At 73.2% G+C, this 18145-nt stretch carries 14 protein-coding genes; 7 read left to right on the top strand and 7 right to left on the bottom strand.

All coding sequences use genetic code 11. The features are described 5' to 3' along the window. The first annotated feature begins 17 nt into the window (after positions 1 to 17). Positions 18 to 1499 carry a glutamate-cysteine ligase family protein gene (locus FJQ57_RS12970; protein WP_139980929.1) on the top strand — a complete coding sequence of 494 codons (1482 nt, stop codon included), beginning with the start codon at positions 18 to 20 and terminating at the stop codon, positions 1497 to 1499. A 53-nt stretch (positions 1500 to 1552) separates the two neighbouring features. Here FJQ57_RS12970 and FJQ57_RS12965 read toward each other — a convergent pair whose 3' ends face one another. Next, the gene (locus tag FJQ57_RS12965; RefSeq protein WP_139980927.1) at positions 1553 to 1978 is read right to left on the bottom strand and encodes a hypothetical protein; all 426 of its coding nucleotides are present in this window, start codon (positions 1976 to 1978) and stop codon (positions 1553 to 1555) included. Between the two features lie 131 nt (positions 1979 to 2109). Between FJQ57_RS12965 and FJQ57_RS12960 the strand changes: the two genes are divergently transcribed. The 3 genes from FJQ57_RS12960 to FJQ57_RS12950 all read left to right on the top strand — a co-directional run bounded on the left by FJQ57_RS12960 (position 2110) and on the right by FJQ57_RS12950 (position 4799). After that, a complete protein-coding gene (locus FJQ57_RS12960) occupies positions 2110 to 2484 on the top strand; it encodes a universal stress protein (protein WP_139980925.1) in 375 nt (124 codons plus the stop codon). Positions 2485 to 2520: 36 nt separating this feature from the next. Next, positions 2521 to 3138, top strand: a complete 618-nt coding sequence (locus FJQ57_RS12955; protein ID WP_211348915.1) for an HhH-GPD-type base excision DNA repair protein — start codon at positions 2521 to 2523, stop codon at positions 3136 to 3138. Between the two features lie 131 nt (positions 3139 to 3269). After that, positions 3270 to 4799, top strand: a complete 1530-nt coding sequence (locus FJQ57_RS12950) for an RNA polymerase sigma factor (RefSeq protein WP_139980921.1) — start codon at positions 3270 to 3272, stop codon at positions 4797 to 4799. An 84-nt stretch (positions 4800 to 4883) separates the two neighbouring features. Here the strand turns inward: FJQ57_RS12950 and FJQ57_RS12945 are convergent, their stop codons facing one another. Both FJQ57_RS12945 and FJQ57_RS12940 read right to left on the bottom strand, forming a co-directional pair. Beyond that, entirely contained in the window at positions 4884 to 5735 is an 852-nt protein-coding gene (locus FJQ57_RS12945; protein WP_139980919.1) for an EamA family transporter, read from the bottom strand. Positions 5736 to 5825: 90 nt separating this feature from the next. Next, complete coding sequence (locus FJQ57_RS12940; RefSeq protein ID WP_139980917.1) at positions 5826 to 6053, bottom strand: DUF7455 domain-containing protein; 228 nt, start codon at positions 6051 to 6053, stop codon at positions 5826 to 5828. A 305-nt stretch (positions 6054 to 6358) separates the two neighbouring features. On the opposite strand from FJQ57_RS12940, the gene FJQ57_RS12935 reads away from it, so the two are divergent. Beyond that, complete coding sequence (locus tag FJQ57_RS12935; RefSeq protein WP_139980915.1) at positions 6359 to 8488, top strand: DNA gyrase/topoisomerase IV subunit B; 2130 nt, start codon at positions 6359 to 6361, stop codon at positions 8486 to 8488. 9 nt (positions 8489 to 8497) lie between these two features. On the opposite strand, the gene FJQ57_RS12930 is transcribed toward FJQ57_RS12935, so the two are convergent. The 4 genes from FJQ57_RS12930 to FJQ57_RS12915 are packed head-to-tail and all read right to left on the bottom strand — an operon-like array spanning position 8498 to position 13954. Continuing rightward, positions 8498 to 8992, bottom strand: a complete 495-nt coding sequence (locus FJQ57_RS12930) for a beta-class carbonic anhydrase (protein WP_139980913.1) — start codon at positions 8990 to 8992, stop codon at positions 8498 to 8500. A gap of 14 nt (positions 8993 to 9006) precedes the next feature. Further along, a complete protein-coding gene (locus tag FJQ57_RS12925) occupies positions 9007 to 10716 on the bottom strand; it encodes an MFS transporter (RefSeq protein ID WP_139980910.1) in 1710 nt (569 codons plus the stop codon). After that, complete coding sequence (locus tag FJQ57_RS12920) at positions 10713 to 11456, bottom strand: LppX_LprAFG lipoprotein (RefSeq protein WP_139980908.1); 744 nt, start codon at positions 11454 to 11456, stop codon at positions 10713 to 10715. Before FJQ57_RS12920 ends, FJQ57_RS12925 begins: the two co-directional genes overlap by 4 nt. 5 nt (positions 11457 to 11461) lie before the next feature. Beyond that, positions 11462 to 13954: a DNA gyrase/topoisomerase IV subunit A gene (locus FJQ57_RS12915; protein WP_139980906.1), complete on the bottom strand. Its 2493-nt coding sequence runs from the start codon at positions 13952 to 13954 to the stop codon at positions 11462 to 11464. A gap of 77 nt (positions 13955 to 14031) precedes the next feature. On the opposite strand from FJQ57_RS12915, the gene FJQ57_RS12910 reads away from it, so the two are divergent. Together FJQ57_RS12910 and FJQ57_RS12905 are read left to right on the top strand one after the other, a co-directional pair. After that, on the top strand, positions 14032 to 16737 hold the full coding sequence (locus FJQ57_RS12910; RefSeq protein ID WP_139980904.1) for a bifunctional acetate--CoA ligase family protein/GNAT family N-acetyltransferase: 2706 nt from the start codon (positions 14032 to 14034) through the stop codon (positions 16735 to 16737). A 286-nt stretch (positions 16738 to 17023) separates the two neighbouring features. After that, positions 17024 to 18064 carry a hypothetical protein gene (locus FJQ57_RS12905; RefSeq protein WP_139980902.1) on the top strand — a complete coding sequence of 347 codons (1041 nt, stop codon included), beginning with the start codon at positions 17024 to 17026 and terminating at the stop codon, positions 18062 to 18064. The last annotated feature ends 81 nt before the right edge of the window (positions 18065 to 18145 follow it).

Raw genomic sequence — 18145 nt, 5'->3', positions numbered from 1 at the left:
GGCTCTAGATTCGGCGCATGGGCGAAGAGGTCGACCACCAGGAGTTCACTCCCGCCGACCGCACGCGCCACCGCGAGAAGGTGCGTCGTTGCCTCGACGTGTTCGCCCGGATGCTGCGCGAGGCCGCGTTCGACACCGACGACCCGATGACGGGGCTCGAGGTCGAGCTCAACCTCGTCGACGAGCAGGGCGACCCCGCCCTGAAGAACGCCGAGGCGCTCGCCGCGATCGCCGACCCCGACTTCCAGACCGAGCTCGGCCAGTTCAACATCGAGATCAACGTGCCGCCCGGCAAGCTGCGCGAGGGAGCCCTCGAGGCCTTCGAGCACGACCTGCGCCGCAGCCTCAACGACGCCGAGACCAAGTCGGCCGCGGTCGGGGCCCACCTGGTGATGATCGGCATCCTGCCGACGCTCGCCGAGGGCCACATGGGCCTGCACAGCATCAGCGCCAACCCGCGCTACCGGCTGCTGAGCGAGCAGATCCTGCACGCGCGGGGCGAGGACCTGGCGATCGTCATCAGCGGTCGCGACCGCCTCGACACCACCTCCGACTCGATCCTGCCGGAGGCGGCCTGCACCAGCACCCAGCTGCACGTGCAGACCGCGCCCGACCAGTTCGCCGCCTACTGGAACGCCTCCCAGGCGATCTCGGCGGTCCAGCTCGCGGTCGGGGCCAACTCGCCCTACCTGCTCGGCCAGCAGCTGTGGCGCGAGACGCGGATCCCGCTGTTCGAGCAGGCCACCGACACCCGCAGCGAGGAGCTCAAGGCGCAGGGCGTGCGGCCGCGGGTCTGGTTCGGCGAGCGGTGGATCACCTCGGTCTTCGACCTGTTCGAGGAGAACGTCCGCTACTTCCCGGCCCTGCTGCCCGTCACCGAGGACGAGGACCCGCTGGCCGTGCTGGAGGCCGGCGGCACCCCCGAGCTGGCCGAGCTCCGGCTGCACAACGGCACCATCTACCGCTGGAACCGTCCGGTGTACGACGTCACCGGCTCCGACGACCAGCGCACACCCCACCTGCGCGTGGAGAACCGCGTGCTGGCCGCCGGCCCCACCGTCGCCGACACGATGGCCAACGCGGCCTTCTACTTCGGGCTGGTCCGGGCCCTGGCCGAGAGCGAGCGTCCGCTGTGGTCGCAGATGTCCTTCAGCGCCGCCGAGGAGAACTTCCACGTCGCCGCCCAGCACGGGGTCGACGCCCAGGTCTACTGGCCGGGTGTCGGCCAGGTGCGGGCGACCGAGCTGGTGCTGCGACGGCTGCTGCCGCTGGCCCAGCAGGGCCTCGAGGCCTGGGGCGTCGACGGCGCCACCGTCGACCGGCTGCTCGGCATCATCGAGCAGCGCTGCCTGCTCGGCACCAACGGTGCGGAGTGGTTCGTGGCCGCCATGGACCGCCGTCGTGACCAGGACCGCTGGGACGGTCTGCGGGCGACCCTGCTCGACTACCGCGAGCGCATGCACACCAACGAGCCGGTGCACACCTGGGACGAGGCCTAGGACGGGCCTCCCGCTCGGGGTGGATGCCGCCCGGGCGGACGAGAAGTCCGGACCTAGCCCGACACCGGCGGCCGGGGGCGCGCCCACGCCCGCCCCACGCCGGTCGAGGGGTCGCGCCACGCCCGGCGGGTCACGACGACCATGGGGAGCGCCGTCGCGAGCTCGGCCGCGGCGGTGCGGGCCGCGGCAAGCCATCGCAGGTCGACGTCACGGACCTCGAGGTCGCCGGACCGGGTGAGCCAGACCAGGGGAGCGGGCACCACACGCCGGACGCGCCGCACCATCGCCTCGAGGGCGTCGACGCGGAGCGCGTGGTCGAGGCGCTGGTCGCCCAGCTCGAGCCGGGCCGAGCCGTCGGGGCGGCCGGGCAGGCCCACGTGCACCACCGGCGGGTGCACCCGCCGTCGCTCCGTCGCGCCGTGGTCGACGACGGCTCGGCGCAGGAGCGCCTCCAGGGCACGGCCGACCGGCTCGGTCACCGCCGAGGCGGGCGGGGCCGGGGCTGGTGGGGCCGGGGCTGGTGGAGGTGGAGCCGGCAGGTGCACGACGCCAGCCTGCCGCACCCGGCCGGTGGGTCGCGGCGTCCTCCACAGGCGGGTAGGTTGCCCGCATGACGGTGGTGGTCGGGTACGTGCCCAAGCCCGAGGGCGAGGCGGCCCTCGACCGCGCGATCGAGGAGGCCCGGCTGCGCGGCTCGGCGCTGGTCGTCGTCCACTCCCACCGCGCCCGGGGCGACGAGGCCGAGCCCGACCTGTCGGGGGTGCAGGCCAAGCTCGAGGCCTCCGGGGTCGAGCACGAGGTGCGTCAGCTGGTGCGCGGGTTCGAGGCGGCCGAGGACCTCGTCAGCGTGGCGGAGTCTGCCGACGCCGAGCTGATCGTAATCGGGCTGCGCCGCCGCACCCCGGTCGGCAAGCTCATCCTGGGCTCCAACGCCCAGCGGGTGCTGCTCGACGCGCACTGCCCGGTGCTGGCCGTCAAGGCCTGAGCCGCTCCTCCGGCCCCGCCAGGCACAATGCCTGGCATGGCGATCCACACCGGCGACGACACGGCCGACCAGCTGCTGCGCGACGACCCGTTCGCGCTGCTGGCCGGGATGATGCTCGACCAGCAGTACCCGATGGAGCACGCCTTCCGCGGCCCGGCCAAGGTCGTCGAGCGGTTCGGGACCTTCGACCCGCAGGCCGTCGCCGACGCCGACCCCGACGAGTTCGCCGCGCTCTGCTCGCAGACCCCGGCCATCCACCGCTTCCCGGGCTCCATGGCCGCCCGGCTGCAGGAGCTCGCCCGCCTCGTCGTCGAGGAGTACGACGGCCACGCCGAGCGCATCTGGACCGAGGCCGCCGACGGGCGCGACCTGGCCGAGCGGCTCCAGGCGCTGCCCGGCTTCGGCGCGCAGAAGGCCCGCATCTTCGTGGCCGTGGTCGCCAAGCACGAGGACGTGCGGCCGGAGGGCTGGGAGAAGGCGGCCGGCGACTACGCCCTCGACGGGTTCCGCTCGGTCGCCGACGTCGTCGACGCCGCCAGCCTGCAGAAGGTGCGGGACTTCAAGAAGGAGCAGAAGGCCGCCGCCAAGGCCTCCCCGGCCTCGTCGAAGGCCTCGTCGTCGTCGCCGTCGAAGGCCTCGGGAGCGGCTACCTGAGGCGTCGGGGCACGCACCTCACCCCGACCGTGGCAGAATCATCCAGGCGGCTCTTGACGACAGGGGTCCTTGTCGCGCCCCGAACCGCCGCACTGCTGGAAGACCCTGATTGACGACCTGCCTGACGAGAGGTGTTCGTGTCCTCGAACGCACGCAAGATCCCCACCGAGGTGCTGGCGCACCCCGCCGTCCTCGAGCTCATCGAGCAGGCCCGCCCGACCGGGGCGTTCAGTCCCGACCAGGTGCGCCGGGCCAGTGACGACGCCGGCGTCGAGCCGCGCCACCTCAAGTCGCTGCTCGAGCACCTCTCCTCGCTCGGCCTGAGCGTCGAGCTGCCCACGGCCTCGCGCGCCGCCGCGGCCGCGAGCACCCGCAAGACCGCGACGGCGACGGCCAAGAAGCCGGCCGCCAAGAAGGCCGCACCGGCAGCCGCTGCGCCGGCCGAGGCCGCGCCCGCCGCGCCCGCCGCGCCCGCCGCGCCCGCCGCACCGGCCAAGAAGGCCGCGGCGAAGAAGACCACGGCCAAGACCGCCGCCAAGAAGGCTGCCGCGCCGGCCGAGACCGCGGCGCCCGCGGTCGGCCCCGACGGCAAGAAGGTCCTGCCCGACGTCCCCGACGACCAGTTCGAGAAGGACGTCGAGGCCGACCCGACCATCAAGGAGGCGGAGGAGGAGGCCACGGCCACCTCGACCTTCGTCATCTCCGCCGCCGACGACACCGACGAGCCCGCCCAGCAGGTCATGGTCGCCGGTGCGACGGCCGACCCGGTCAAGGACTACCTCAAGCAGATCGGCAAGGTCCCGCTCCTCAACGCCGAGATGGAGGTCGAGCTCGCCAAGCGCATCGAGGCCGGCCTGTTCTCGGAAGAGAAGCTGGCCAAGGGCGGCAAGATCACGCCCAAGGTCACCGAGGAGCTCGAGTGGATCGCCGAGGACGGTCGGCGCGCCAAGAACCACCTCCTCGAGGCCAACCTCCGCCTCGTCGTCTCGCTGGCCAAGCGCTACACCGGCCGCGGCATGCTCTTCCTCGACCTGATCCAGGAGGGCAACCTCGGTCTGATCCGGGCGGTCGAGAAGTTCGACTACACCAAGGGCTACAAGTTCTCGACCTACGCGACGTGGTGGATCCGCCAGGCCATCACCCGCGCGATGGCCGACCAGGCCCGCACGATCCGCATCCCGGTGCACATGGTCGAGGTCATCAACAAGCTCGCCCGCGTCCAGCGCCAGATGCTGCAGGACCTCGGTCGCGAGCCCACGCCCGAGGAGCTCGCCAAGGAGCTCGACATGACCCCCGAGAAGGTCATCGAGGTCCAGAAGTACGGCCGCGAGCCCATCTCGCTGCACACCCCGCTCGGCGAGGACGGCGACTCCGAGTTCGGTGACCTCATCGAGGACTCCGAGGCCATCGTCCCGGCCGACGCGGTGTCGTTCACGCTGCTCCAGGAGCAGCTGCACGCCGTCCTCGACACCCTCTCCGAGCGCGAGGCCGGCGTGGTCTCCATGCGCTTCGGCCTGACCGACGGCCAGCCCAAGACCCTCGACGAGATCGGCAAGGTCTACGGCGTCACGCGCGAGCGCATCCGCCAGATCGAGTCCAAGACGATGTCCAAGCTGCGCCACCCGAGCCGGTCGCAGGTCCTGCGCGACTACCTCGACTGAGCCGCTCCACCTGACCTGCGGGTCCCTGCTGGTTTCAACGCAGCAGGGGCCCGCAGCTGTCTTCCGGCCCGGTCCCCAGCGTCCTCAGGCGGCGGCGATCAGGGCGACCGCCACGGCGCACAGCGCGAGCCCGACCGCCTGCGCCCGGTGCACGTGCTCGCGCAGCAGGGCGGCCGCCAGCAGCACCGTGAACGCGGGGTAGAGCGAGGTGATGACGGCCGCGACCGTCAGGTAGCCCGACTGGGTGGCCACCAGGAACAGCCCCGTCGCGCTCGCGCCGAGCGAGCCGCTCACGAGCCCGACGTACGCCGCCGGCTCGCGCGGCACCCAGGGGCTGCGCAGGGACGCGGCGACGGCCGCCACCACGGCGGCCCCGACGACCTGGTTGGCCGCCAGCGGGCCGAAGCCGGAGGCCTCCGGCACCTGGCCCAGGGCGGCGAACAGCACGCCGAACCCGAGCCCGGCCAGCACGCCGTCCAGCACGCCGGTGGCGACCGAGGCGCGGGGTGCGGCCGCGGAATCGACCTCGGGCACCGGCTCCCGCGCGACCAGCCAGATCGCCGGGAGCGCCGCCGCGAAGCCGACCCAGGCCAGCGGCCCGGGCCGCTCGCCGGTGGCCAGGCCGACGACGAGCGGCACGACGGCGGCACCGACACCCGAGACGGGCGCCACGACGCCCATCCGGCCGCCGGACAGGCCGCGGTAGAGGAAGGCGGTGCCGACGCCGTTGCCGGCGCCGGCGAGCACCGCCCAGCCCCAGTCGGCGGGTCGCGGGTCGCCGCCGAGGAGGAGGGCCAGGACCAGGGCGACCCCGCCGCCGCCGAGCTGCGAGAGCAGCGCGATCGCCCACGGGCTCGCGCGACGCGAGGCCAGCCCGCCGACGAAGTCGGACAGGCCGTAGGCCAGGGCCGCGCACAACGACAGCAGGACGGCCACGGCGCAGAGCCTGGCAGACCGGGACACCGCAGACGCACGACGGCCCCGGACCAACAGGTCCGGGGCCGTCGTGGACGGGCGGGTGGGCGCTCAGCGCTCCGAGTCGGTGGTGCCCCCGGTGCTGGAGAGCTTGTGGGTCTCGTCCTGCACGGTGGCGGCGACCTCCTTGAGCTTCTCGCCGTGCTCACGGGCGTGGTGGGCGCAGAAGAGCAGCTCACCACCGCTCTGGAGCTCGACACGGAGGTAGGCCTGGGCACCGCAGCGGTCGCAGCGGTCCTCAGCAGTCAGGGTGGTGCTGGGGGCGGTCGCAGTCGTCACTTGGGGCCTCTTCTCTCATTCAGTCGGTGCCATGTCCAACCTAGCGAGCGGGAGCAAGATTCCCGTTCTGAGGTGGTGCACGCCACGCGATCCCATCACGCTGGTCCTTCCCCGACCGGAGGCCTTCCATGCCGTGGACCTCGGTGTCCGTGGCAGCCGCCGCCGGGGCTGTTCAGTTGTCGTGCCAGGGGTGTCTCGATTGTGCGGGTACGTGCGGTGCCACGGGAGTCGAACGCGCGGACGACCTCGGATCGTGTCCACTTCGTGACGGTCGGGTGAGGGGCGAGCCTGCACCGGGCTGGGGGATGTCTTCCGTAGGATCAACGGTGCCCCGGCACCCTGCGGGGCCACACCACCCCGAAGGGAGCCCGGCGATCGCCGACACGTACAACGCCGCCCACCTGCTGGTCCTCGAGGGCCTGGAGGCGGTGCGCAAGCGCCCCGGCATGTACATCGGGTCGACCGACACTCGCGGCCTCATGCACTGCCTGTGGGAGATCATCGACAACGGTGTCGACGAGGCGCTGGCCGGCGCCGCGCGCCGGGTCGAGGTGACGCTGCACGCCGACGGCTCGGCCGAGGTGCACGACGACGGCCGCGGCATCCCCACCGACAAGGAGCCCAAGACCGGGCTCCCGGGCGTCGAGGTGGTCGCGACCAAGCTGCACGCAGGCGGCAAGTTCGGCGGCGGCTCGTACGTCGCCACCGGCGGCCTGCACGGCGTCGGCCTGTCCGTGGTCAACGCGTTGTCGGCCCGGATGGACATCGACGTCGAGCGCTCACCGGCCCAGCAGGGCCTGAGCTTCCGGCACGGGGCACCCGGCGTCTTCGACGGCGAGGGCCCCGACGCCGGGTTCACCGAGCAGAGCGGCATGACCCGCAAGGGCAGGCGGGTGGCCAAGGGGACCTCCGGCACCCGCATCCGGTTCTGGCCCGACCGGCGCATCTTCACCAAGGACGCCACCTTCGAGATCGACGGACTCGTCGGGCGCGCCCTGCAGACGTCGTTCATCGTGCCGGGCCTCGAGCTGGTGATCCGCGACCTGCGCGGCGAGACGCCGTCGGAGGAGAAGTTCCGCCACGACGGTGGCATCGGCGACTTCTGCCAGTACCTCAGCAAGGACGAGCCGGTCACCGAGGTGCTCCGCATCCAGGGTGCGGGCTCGTTCACCGAGACCGTGCCGATGCTCGACGAAGCCGGCCACATGACCCCGCAGGACGTCGACCGCGAGCTCGGCGTCGACATCGCGGTGCGCTGGGGCACCGGCTACGACACCGAGCTGCGCTCCTTCGTCAACGTCATCGCCACGCCCAAGGGCGGCACCCACGTCGCCGGGTTCGAGGCGGCGCTGGTCAAGCCGTTCAACGAGGCGATGCGCGCCGCCAAGGTGCTCAAGGTCAACGACGCCGACGTGGAGAAGTCCGACATCCTCGAGGGCCTGACCGCCGTCGTCACGGTGCGCCAGGCCGAGCCCCAGTTCGAGGGCCAGACCAAGGAGATCCTGGGCACGCCTGCGGTGCGCTCCGAGGTCCGCAAGATCGTCGTCCGCACGCTCACCGAGTGGCTCGGCAGCACCCGGGCGGCCGACAAGAAGCAGACGCGCCCGCTGATGGACAAGGTCTACGGCGCGGCCAAGACCCGCATCGCCGCGCGCCAGCACAAGGAGACCCAGCGCCGCAAGAACGCCCTGGAGTCCTCGACGCTCCCGGCCAAGCTGGCCGACTGCCGGGCCAACGACAACGAGCGCACCGAGCTGTTCATCGTCGAGGGCGACTCGGCCCTCGGCACGGCCAAGCTGGCGCGCGACTCCGAGTTCCAGGCGTTGCTGCCGATCCGCGGCAAGATCCTCAACGTCCAGAAGGCCTCGGTCGGCGACATGCTCAAGAACGCCGAGTGCGCCTCGATCATCCAGGTCGTCGGTGCCGGCTCGGGGCGCACGTTCGACCTCGACGCCACCCGCTACGGCCGGGTCATCTTCATGGCCGACGCCGACTCCGACGGCGCCCACATCCGGTGCCTGCTGGCCACGCTGTTCTTCAAGTACATGCCCGACCTGATCCGCGAGGGCCGGGTCTACACCGCGGTGCCGCCGCTGCACCGGATCGAGATCTCCAACCCCCGCAAGGGCCAGGACAAGTACGTCTACACCTACTCCGACGACGAGCTGCAGCGCCGGTTGGCGGAGCTGAAGAAGAAGAACGTGAAGTGGAAGGACCCGGTCCAGCGCTACAAGGGCCTCGGCGAGATGGACGCCGACCAGCTGGCCGAGACCACCATGGACCCGCGACGCCGCACGCTGCGCAAGCTCACCGTCGACGACGCCGACGTCGCCGCGAGCGTCTTCGAGCTGCTCATGGGCAGCGAGGTCGCCCCGCGCAAGGAGTTCATCGTGCAGGGCGCCTACGAGGTCGACGTCGAGGCCCTCGACGCCTGAGACCGGGCGTCAGAACCTGCGGTCGAGCAGCCCGGTGTCGACGTCGTAGATGAACCCGCCCACCTCGACGGTGCCGGGGACGAGTCGGTGGGTCCGGATCTTCTGGACGTCGTCGGCCAGGGCCTCGAGCTGGTCGCGCACGACCGGCATCGTGACGTCGGCGGCCGAGTCGCCCGCGGACTCCTCGACCCGGCTGCGCAGCTCCTCCGCGGTGCTGGAGGCGACGGCGCAGCGGGTGTGCGGGATGACCAGGATCCGCTGGACACCGAGCAGGTGCACCGCGAGCACCAGCGCCTCGAGGGTGTCGTGGTTCACGCGTCCGCCGGGGTTGCGCAGGATCTTGGCGTCGCCCTGGGTCAGGCCGAGCATGGCCAGCGGCTCGATGCGGGAGTCCATGCAGGTCACGACGCCGACGCCCGCGCGGGCGATGCCGTCGAACCCACCGAGGGAGAAGCTGGCTGCGTAGTCCTGGTTGGCGCGGATGAGGTCGTCGAAGTCGGGCACGGCCAGGAATGTAGTCAGCCGACGCGGAGGGCCTCGCGGGTGTCCACCCCGCGAGTCGCCGCACCCCGGAACAGCGCGACCGCGGCCACCGCGGCGACCAGGGCGACCAGGGCGGCGCCCTCGAAGACCGCCCGCTCCTGCAGCAGCCCGAGCTCCCGCAGCCCGAGGGAGGGGTCGGCCCGGCGCTCGTCGTACAGGCGGGCCAGGCCGTAGGTCGTCAGGACGCTGATGCCGACGAGCATGCCGATCATCCGGGCGACCACGACGAGCGCACTGGCCAGGCCGTGGGCGTCGTCGCGGGTGGAGGCGAGCATCGCGGCGTTGACCGGCGCGAGGGCCAGGCCGAACCCGAGGCCGCCGAGGACCAGTGGGAGGGTGCTGAGGGTGGAGTCGAGCGAGCCCTGGTCCCACTGCGCCATCCACCAGAAGGCGCCGGAGGCGGCGAGCATGCCGCCGGCGGTGACGGCGCCCGCGGGGAGGCGGCGCACGAGGAGGCCGCCGACCACGGCCCCGACGGGCAGGGCGAGGAGGAACCGCACCAGCACCAGCGCGGCGTCGAGCTGGTCGTAGTCGCGCTCGGCGGTGCGGGCGAAGAGCGGGATGTCGACCAGGGCCGCGATGAGGGCCCAGCCGACCAGCAGGCTGACGACCAGGGCACCCCAGGCCGGACGGGGGGCCAGGGTGCCCCGGGGGACCAGGGGCGAGGCGGCGCGACGCAGGTGGCGCACCAGCCCGACCACCGCCACCGCCGAGCCCAGCAGGAACCACGGCGCCTGGGGGCTGATCGCCGACTGCTCGGGGTCGGCGCTGGCGAAGGCGAGCACCACCCCGCCCAGGGCCACAGCCAGCCAGGCCGCGCCCGCGAGGTCGGCCTCGACCAGGGTGCGGCCCCACGACCGCACGTCGACGAGTGGGCGGCGGGCGAGCAGGCAGCGCAGCGCGAACGCCGCGGCGGCCGCCACCGCGACGAGGCCGACGGGCTGGGTCCACCGGCTGCCGTCGTCGACCAGCGGGATGAACAGCTCGCCCCAGGTCAGGTCGGTGTAGAGCGAGCGCGGCGGCGCCAGCAGGAGGTACGTCGCCCCCACGGCGACCACGACGAGCGCGGCCCCGAGCAGGTCCGGGCGGCCCTCGCGCGGCGGCACCTCGCTGCGGGCCTGCACCCGCACGGCTGCCCACAGCAGCAACCCGCCCGCGCAGGTCAGCCCGAAGATGCTGCGCCACGAGCCGAAGGCCAGCACGGCGGCGCCCGCCAGGGGTCCCAGGACGCTGCCCAGCTCCTGGACGGCCGAGACGAGGCCGAGGGGCAGCCCGCGGCGCTCGACGGGGTAGAGCGCGGCGACCAGGGTCATCGTGGCCGGCACCAGGCCGCCGCCGCCGACGCCCTGGACGAACCGGCCGAGCACCATCGTCACCAGGTCGTACGACGCCGCGGTGACCGCCGAGCCGACGGCGAGGACGACGAGGGAGGCGAGCAGCACCGGCACCGGTCCGCGCAGGTCGGCCACCCGGCCCACGAGGGGGAGCACGGCGACGTACCCGAGCAGGAAGCCGGACACGATGGGGGCCGCGCGCTGCAGCTGCTCCACGTCGATGTCGACGGCGACCATCATGTCGGGCAGGGCCAGCACGACGACGTAGGTGTCGACGGCGGCGAACCCGACCGCGACCGCGGCGAGCGCGAGCAGCGCGCGCGTGCCGACCGGGCTGGTCGGGGTGGTCACGGGCCGTCGGTGGGGGCGGTGACGTCCTGCTCGACGCCGTAGTCGCTGAGGAAGATCGTGTAGGTGAGCTCGGGGGCGCCGGAGAAGAACTCGCCGGTGAGCACCGCCTCGCGCAGCCGACCGTCGGCGTCGACGAGGAAGGTGCCCTCAAAGGTGTCGCCGGGGGCGCAGGGCAGGACGTTCTTCATCGCCGAGCCCGGCACGGTGGCGGTGTAGCGGGTGCCGGTGACCTCGTTGTCGGACTCGGCGCGGGCCTCGTCGCCCTGCTCGACGTCGGTGGCCTCCGCCAGCACCGACGAGACACCGGCGTCGGGGTCGATCAGGGTGGCCGGGTCGGGCGCGCACAGGGTGGCGGGGTCGAAGTCCTGCCACCCGACGATGGGCAGCTCGGCGTAGAAGGTGCCGTCGACCGAGCGCACGGCCACCGTGGCGCTCTGGCCCTGGAAGGTGCCGCTGGCCTGGCCCTCGAACGCCGGCGCCCGGGTGACCACGCCCTCGGCGCTGCCCAGGAACGGGTCGACGTCGGGGGTGTCGGTGGTGGACAGGCGGAGCCGCACGCCGGCGGTCTCGCCGAGCTGCTCCCCGGCGAAGGCCAGGACCTCCGCGGGGCTGGCCTCGCCGCTGCCGTCGGCGTCGGCGTCGGCGTTCTGGGACGGGTCGTCACCGCCGCTGCAGGCCGCCAGCGCGGGCAGCGCGAGGGCCAGGGCTGCGGCGGCGGCGAGGCGGCGCAGGGAGCTCATGGCGGTCAGCCTGGCACAGCGTCGTCGGCCGGGGCCTCGGGCAACCGCGCCGCGAGCGGACCGGCCACGGCCGCGACGGGCTGCGAGCCGGGCAGGCCCGAGCCGTCGCGCCGCGGGTCGGGAGCGGGCAGCTCGACCGGGGCCCCGCTGGCCGCGGCCGCCCGCGGCGGGGCGGCGCCGGCCCAGGCCAGGACGAGCACGTCCTCGCCCTTGAGGAAGCGGTGGCAGCGGACGCCGCCGGTGGCCCGGCCCTTGGCCGGGTAGAGGTCGAACGGCGTGACCTTGACCGAACCGGGCTCGGTGCCGGGCAGGGCGGTCGAGGCGCCGGAGGAGGTGACGACGACCGACCCCTGCGGGGCGGCCGGGTCGATGGCGCCGAACCAGGCGACGCGCTCGTCGGCCCCGAGCTTGATGCCGGCCATGCCGCCGCCGGAGCGGCCCTGCGGCCGCACGGCCGAGGCCGGGAAGTGGAGCAGCTGGGCGACGCTGCTGATGAAGCAGAGGGTCTCCTCGCCGGTGGTGAGCTCGACGGCTCCGACGACCTCGTCGCCGTCCCGGAGGCCGATGACCTCCCACTCGTCGCGGCCCAGCACCTCGGGGTTGACCCGCTTGACCACGCCCTGGCGCGTGCCGAGCGCGAGGCCCGGGCCGGAGGTGGCGAGGGTGCACAGCGCCAGGACCCGCTCCCCGGCGGCGAGGGTGAGGACCTCGCTGACCGGCAGCCCGCCCGACAGGTTGGGGTCGTTGGCCGAGGGCGGCAGCGTCGGGAGGTCGAGGACGGCGAGCCGCACCAGGCGCCCGGCCGAGGTCAGCACCCCGACCTCGCCCCGGGCGGTCGCGGCGACGGCCGAGACGACGACGTCGTGGTTGGCCCTGCCCTCGCCCGTGGCCGGCGGTTCCGCGGAGCTGGTGCGCGCCATCAGCCCGCTGGAGGACAGCAGCGCGTAGCACGGGTCGTCGGGCACCTCCAGGGGTGCGGCGGCCGCGCTGACTGTCGTACCGGCGGACTCGAGCAGGACGGTGCGGCGCGGGGTGCCGTAGGTCTTGGCGACGTCGGCGAGCTCGTCGGAGACGAGCCGGCGCAGCAGCGCGTCGTCACCGAGGATCGCGTCGAGCCGCTCGATCTCGGCCAGCAGCTCGGCCTGCTCCTTCTCCAGCTCGATGCGGGAGAACTTGGTGAGCCGGCGCAGCGCCATGTCGAGGATGTAGTCGGCCTGCAGCTCGGAGAGGTCGAAGACCGTCATCAGCCGCTCGCGCGCCTCGGCGGCGTTGTCGGAGGAGCGGATGAGCTGGATGACCTCGTCGATGTCGAGGATCGCGACGAGCAGGCCCTCGACCAGGTGCAGCCGGTCGGCGGCCTTGCCGCGCCGGAACGTCGTGCGGCGGCGTACGACGTCGAAGCGGTGCCCCAGGAAGACCTCGAGCATCTCCTTCAGGCCCAGGGTGCGCGGCTGGCCGTCGACGAGCGCGACGGCGTTGATGCCGAACGAGTCCTCCATCGGGGTCAGCCGGAACAGCTGCTCGAGCAGGGCCTCGGGGACGAAGCCGTTCTTGACCTCGATGACCAGGCGCAGGCCCTTCTCGCGGTCGGTGAGGTCCTTGATGTCGGCGATGCCCTGCAGCTTCTTGCCCTGCACGAGGGTCTTGATCCGGTCGACGACCTTCTCGGTGCCGACGCCGTAGGGCAGCTCGGTGACCACGATGCCCTTGCGGCGGCCGACGGCCTCGACCCGCGCGGTGGCGCGCATCTTGAAGGTGCCGCGGCCGGTCTCGTAGGCGTCGCGGATGCCGTCGAGGCCGACGATCTTGCCTCCCGTGGGCAGGTCGGGGCCGGGCACGAAGCGCATCAGGTCGTCGACGGAGGCCGCCGGGTGGGCGATGAGGTGGCGCAGCGCCTGGACGACCTCGACCAGGTTGTGCGGCGCGCAGTTGGTGGCCATGCCCACCGCGATGCCCGTGGTGCCGTTGACCACCAGGTTGGGGATGGCCGCGGGCAGCACCGACGGCTCGAGCTCGCGGCCGTCGTAGTTGGGCCGGAAGTCGACGGTGTCCTCGTCGATGTCGGCGGTCATCGCCACCGCCGGCGGGGCCATCCGGCACTCGGTGTAGCGCATGGCGGCCGGCGGGTCGTCGGGCGAGCCGAAGTTGCCGTGGCCGTCGATCATGGGCAGCCGCAGCGACCACGGCTGCGCGGTGCGGACCAGGGCGTCGTAGATCGCGCCGTCGCCGTGCGGGTGGAGGCGGCCCATGACCTCGCCCACGACGCGGGCGCTCTTGACGTGGCCGCGGTCGGGCCGCAGGCCCATGTCGTTCATCGTGTAGAGGATCCGGCGCTGCACCGGCTTGAGGCCGTCGCGGGCGTCGGGCAGCGCGCGGGAGTAGATGACGGAGTAGGCGTACTCGAGGAAGGAGTTGCGCATCTCCTCGCCCACGTCGATGTCGAGGATGTGCTCCTCGAAGTCCTCGGGGGGCTCCTGCTGCGTCGTACGCCGTGCCATGGCGGCATTCTCGCGCCCTCCGCGGCCGCTCCCGACGGGGGCACGCCGGGTCGCCCCGTCCCGGTAGCGTGGGACCCGTGACCGCGGACCCCCACACCGACGCCCCGTCGGCGCCCCGGCACTGGGAGGCCGACGTCCTGCTGCGCGACGGCCGCACGGCCCACGTGCGCCCGATCCGTCCCGACGACGCCGACCTGCTGGTCGACTTCTACGCCCGGGTCAGCGACCGCTCGAAGTACTACCGGTTCTTCTCGCCCATGCCGACGCTGTCCCAGCGCGACGTCAAGCGCTTCACCGAGGTCGACCACGACCAGCGGGTGGCCCTGGTGATGATCCTGCAGGGCCGGATGATCGCCGTCGGCCGCTACGACGTCGTGGGGGAGTCCGAGGCCGAGGTGGCCTTCCTCGTCGAGGACCAGCACCACGGCCGCGGCATCGCCCAGCTGCTCCTCGAGCACCTGGCCCAGGCCGCCCGCGAGCGCGGCATCGGCAAGTTCACCGCCGAGGTGCTGCCCGACAACAGCCGGATGATCCACACGTTCCGCGAGGCCGGCTACAAGGTGGTCAGCGGGTACGAGGACGGGGTGCTCTCCCTCGAGTTCCCCATCGACCTCACCGACACCTCGATCGGCGTCATGCAGAGCCGCGAGCACCGGGCCGAGGCGGCCTCCATCGAGCGGTTCTTCAACCCCCGCTCGATCGCGATCATCGGCGCCAGCCGTCGCCAGGACACGATCGGCCAGGTGCTGGTGCGCAACCTGGTCACCGGTGACTTCACCGGACGCGTGTACGCCGTCAACCCCAGCGCGGCCGCCGTCTCGGGCCTGCCGGCGTTCAAGTCGGTCGGCGACATCCCCGACGACGTCGACGTCGCCATCGTCGCGGTGCCCGCCGACTCGGTGACCGACGTCGTGCTCGACTGCGCAGCCAAGGGCGTGCACGGGATGATCGTCATCTCCAGCGGCTTCGCCGAGACCGGCGAGGAGGGCCGCCGCCGCCAGCGCCACCTCGTCGGCCTGTCCCGCTCCTACGGCCTGAGGCTGATCGGCCCCAACTGCCTCGGGGTCATCAACACCGACCCGGCGGTCTCGGTCAACGCCTCGCTCTCGCCCGTCATGCCGCCGCGCGGCCGCGCCGGGTTCTTCTGCCAGTCCGGCGCCCTGGGCTCGGCGATCCTGGAGAAGGTCCGCAACCGCGGACTGGGCCTGACGACGTTCGTCTCGGCCGGCAACCGCGCCGACGTGTCCGGCAACGACCTCCTGCAGTACTGGGAGGAGGACGACGCCACCGAGGTCGTCCTGCTCTACCTCGAGTCCATCGGCAACCCGCGCAAGTTCTCCCGCATCGCCCGCCGGGTCTCGCTGCGCAAGCCGATCATCGCCGTCCGCTCCGGGCGCACCACCCAGGGCGTGCCGATGGGCCACGCCGTACGCCGCATCGCCGCGCCGCCCGAGGCGCTCGACGCGATGTTCCGGCAGGCCGGGATCATCCAGGTCGACACGCTGGAGGAGATGTTCGACGTCGCCCAGCTGCTGGCCCACCAGCCGCTGCCGCGCGGACGCCGGGTCGCCGTCGTCGGCAACTCCGACGCCCTCGGCCTGCTCGCCGCCGACGCGGCCGCCGCGGTCGGTCTGCTGGTCACCCGGTCGGTGACCCTGAGCGCCGAGCCGACGGCCGAGGACTTCGAGGACGCCCTCGACGACGTCATCGACGACCCCGAGGTCGACTCGGTCATCGCGGTCTACATCCCGCCGCTCAACGTCTCCGGCGAGGACGTCGCCAACGTGCTGGCCGCGGTGGGCGAGCAGTCCGACAAGCCGCTCGTCTCGTCCTTCCTCGGCGCCGAGGGCGTGCCTGAGCTGCTGCGGGTCCCCGACGTGGCGGGCGCCTCGGCCGGGCGCGGCTCGGTGCCGTCGTACCCCGCGGTCGAGGCGGCCGTGCGCGCGCTGGCCAGCGTCGTCGACTACGCCGTGTGGCTGCGCACCCCCGACGGGGCCCCGCCCGACCCGGCCGAGGTCGACACCGGCCGGGCCCAGCGCGTCGTCGCCGAGGTGCTCGACGCCCACCCCGACGGCGCCGACCTCGGCCGCGAGCAGCTCGGTGCCCTGCTCGCCGCCTACGGCATCGAGCTGTGGCCCGCTCTGCCGGTCACCTCCGTCCGGCAGGCGCAGTCGGCCGGCCGCAAGCTCGGCTGGGACGTCGTCCTCAAGGCCACCGCCGAGGGCCTGCGCGAGCGCCCCGACCTCGCCCACGTGTGGCGCAACATCGACAGCACCGCCGAGATGCGCACCGCCTGGGAGTCGCTGACCTCCCTGGTGCGCGACGCCGACGGCGCGGAGTTCGTGGTGCAGAAGAACGCGCCGCCCGGCGTCCCCGTGGCGATCCGCACCATGGAGGACCCGCTCTTCGGGCCCGTGGTCTCCTTCGGCATCGGCGGGCCGATCATCGACCTCCTGTCCGACCGCAGCTACCGCATCCCGCCGCTCGGCTCGCGCGACGTCTCCGCGATGGTGCGCGAGGTCAAGAGCTCGCCCATCCTCTTCGGCTACCGCGGCGCCGAGCCCGTCGACGTCGGCGCCGTCGAGCGGCTCATCAGCCGGGTCGCGCAGATGCAGGACGACCTGCCCCAGCTCAGCTCCCTCGAGCTCTCCCTCGTCCTCGCCGGTGCCCACGGCTCGACGGTGCTGACCGCCGTCGGTCGGGTCGCCCCGGTCACCGAGCCGCGCTCCGACCTCTTCGTGCGCCGCATGGCCGACCACCCGAGCGACACGATCCCGGAGTAGGCGCGCGGTCCTGTCGCTGGCGCTGGCGCCGGCGCTGGGGTGGGCCTGGGCGGCCCGGGGCGAGGAACACCCGGTCGACCGGGTGTTCCGTCAGCCTGCCAGGGAGTTCTCGCGCTGGGAGGGCAATGCACTGCCCACCCAGCGCGAGTTCTCCCTGGCAGGCTCGACCGGGGCTGTGCGGGTCCGGTGCTCCCGGGCAGCGCGCGCCACGCTCGTCGCCGGCTGGCTGTCCACAGGCCGCGGGTGGTCAGGTGTGGCCGGCACCGGGCTGAGCACCGTGGTGGGCGTGACCATCGACGTGCGACCCACCGCCGAGTCCAGCGCCGAGCCGGCGCCGCTCGTGCTCCTGCCCGCGCCACCGGTCTCCGCCGCGCTGGCCGCGCGGCGTACGGCGTGGATGCTGCGGATGTCGCTGCGCCGCGAGCTCGTGGTGCAGGGGTGGTCGGACCGCGCGTTGCTGTGCGGGGTCCGCGACCGGCAGCTGGCCCGGCCCCGGCGAGGGGCCTACTCGCCGTACGACGGGTTCGTCGCCCTCGACAGGCTCGGCCGCCACGCGGTGACCTCGCGCGCGGTGCTCGCGCAGGCCGACGTCCCGGTCGCGCTGTCCCACCTCAGCGCTGCCGTGTGGTTCGGCGCTCCCGAGTGGGGACTCGACCTCTCCGAGGTGCACGTGACCCGCTTCGACCGTCGGTCCGGTCGACGCGAGGCGGGCGTCGTGCAGCACCGAGGGGCGCTCCTGCCCGGCGACCTGGTCGAGGTGCACGGCCTGCCGATGGTGAGCCCGACCCGGGCCGCGATCGAGCTGACGACTGCCGTCGACACCGAGGTCGGCCTGGCCCAGGTCAACCACCTGCTGCACACCCGGCAGACCACCCCCGAGGCGCTGCGTGAGCGGCTGGACCTGATGCGGGACTGGCCCGAGACCCTGCGGACCGAGATCGTGCTCAGGCTGGCCGACCCCCGCATCGAGAGCGTCCTGGAGTCGCGGTTCGTGCACTTCTGCTACCGCAACAGCCTGCCCCGACCCGAACCGCAGGTCGAGGTGAGGTGTGACGAGACCGGTGACCTGCTGGCCTGCCTCGACTTCGTCTGGAAGGCCGGCCGCCGTCGGCCGAAGTACGCCGAGCTGGACGGCAAGGTCAAGTACGGCGAGCTCCTCCGGCCCGGTCAGACCGCGGCGGACGTCGTCCTGCGCGAGAAGGAGCGCGACAAGATGGTCAAGCGCCGGACGGGCATGGACGGCGAGCGGTTCAGGTGGGCGGACCTCGAGCCGGCCCGCGAGGCCATCACCGCCGAACGAGTTCGTCGGCTCCTCGCCGACGACTGACCAGGTCCGGTGACCCGGGCCGGACAGGGAGAACGTGCGCTGGGTGGGCGTTGCACAGGCCTCCCAGCGCAGGTTTTCCCT

The sequence above is a fragment of the Nocardioides litoris genome, from assembly GCF_006346315.1.
Taxonomy (GTDB): domain Bacteria; phylum Actinomycetota; class Actinomycetes; order Propionibacteriales; family Nocardioidaceae; genus Nocardioides; species Nocardioides litoris.
The sequence above is the reverse complement of the archived record's forward strand: the minus strand, read 5'-3'. Positions and strand labels throughout refer to the sequence as shown.